This window comes from Streptomyces sp. SM1 (assembly GCF_002910825.1).
Classification (GTDB): Bacteria; Actinomycetota; Actinomycetes; order Streptomycetales; family Streptomycetaceae; genus Streptomyces; species Streptomyces okerensis.
Genome location: NZ_NEUB01000481.1, coordinates 1 through 1,434, shown reverse-complemented (window position 1 = coordinate 1,434; position 1,434 = coordinate 1). Strand labels below are relative to the sequence as shown.

General features: G+C 72.6%; 1 protein-coding gene and 1 pseudogene. Both read left to right on the top strand.

From position 1 onward, the window contains the following. The first annotated feature begins 407 nt into the window (after nt 1-407). Nucleotides 408-1,082 (top strand): RNA polymerase sigma factor, encoded by a 675-nt coding sequence (locus tag B9S61_RS11970; protein WP_103542239.1) that lies wholly within the window; start codon nt 408-410, stop codon nt 1,080-1,082. Then, a pseudogene (locus B9S61_RS11965) lies at nt 1,082-1,434 on the top strand (hypothetical protein); the annotation flags it as partial. The gene B9S61_RS11970 and the pseudogene B9S61_RS11965, both read left to right, overlap by 1 nt.

The window sequence follows — 1,434 nt, the reverse complement described above, 5'->3', positions numbered from 1 at the left end:
CCGGGCGCCGGGAACCCGTAACGTACGCCGTGTGACGGCTGTTACGGGGAGGACAGTGAAACCCGCGCTCACGGGGCCACCGCCGAGGCAACGGCCGGGGCCGCCACCCCCCACAGGAGAGGCCCCGGCCGTCGCGCGGTACGGGCCGCGCGGCGACCCGTACCCTCTACAGCGCCATGAGTGCGTTTTCTGTCACACCATCCTGTGTCACGGGTTAGTTGCATTTTGGACGAACATGGACGGGGAGAGGATTCAGGCCGTAACGTGCCTTTCGCGCCAGGCCGCGGGGGGACAGATGACCACCAACCGTCCGTGGCCCAAGACCGCAATCACCAATCGAGGAACCACGACGGCGAGTACCCGGTCCGCGAACGCGGCGCCGGCTGAGGCGCAGAAGGGCGCGCGCGGTGCTGGGGGACGACGCGGAGCTGACCGCCGCGGTGCGTGCGGCACAGGACGGGGACCAGACCGCGTTCCGGACTGTGTACCGCGCGGTGCACCCGCGGCTGCTGGGGTACGTCAGGACACTGGTCGGCGAGCCCGACGCCGAGGACGTGACGTCCGAGGCGTGGCTGCAGATCGCCCGTGACCTGGAGCGGTTCACCGGCGACGCGGACCGGTTCCGCGGCTGGGCCGCCCGTATCGCCCGCAACCGGTCACTGGACCACATACGCATGCGGGGCCGCCGCCCCTCGATCGGCGTCGACGAGACCGAACTCGCCGGGCGGGCCGCCGAGTCCGACACCGCCGGGGAGGCGATGGAGGCACTGGCCACCGACGGCGCGTTCTCCCTGATCTCCCGCCTGCCCCAGGACCAGGCCGAGGCCGTCGTACTCCGCGTGGTGGTGGGCCTCGACGCAAAGACCGCGGCCGAGACCCTGGGCAAGCGTCCCGGTGCCGTACGGACGGCCGCGCACCGTGGCCTGAAACGGCTGGCCGAGCTGCTCGGTGACGATCCGGAAGGTCATCCGGAATCCGCCGGGGCGCTCGGCGCCCTTCCGCCCCAGAGAGAACCACGCCGTCGTACGGTGACGTCCGCGAGTGTGACGCAGATGCGAACGCGGACGCAGAAGGACATGTGATGGCCGACGAGCAGTACAGGTGGCTGGACCGCGGGACAGCGGAGCGACTGCTGAGCGGAGAGCCACCCGGAGCTGCCGACCCCACCACCCGTGACCAGGCCGAACGGCTTGCCGCCACCCTGCACGCGCTGGCCGCCCCACCCCCCTCCGCCGACGGTGGACTCTCCGGTGAGGCGGCCGCGCTGGCCGCCTTCCGCACGCTGCGGGAGGAACGCGAGGGGATGGCCGCACCGGTCGCCGCCGCCGGCCACCGCGCCGGAACGGCGGACGCCGACGGGGGCCTGGTCCGTATCGGCGCCCCGCGCGGTGAGACTTCCGGAACGGCGGACGGAGCGCGCGATCCGCGTCCCCT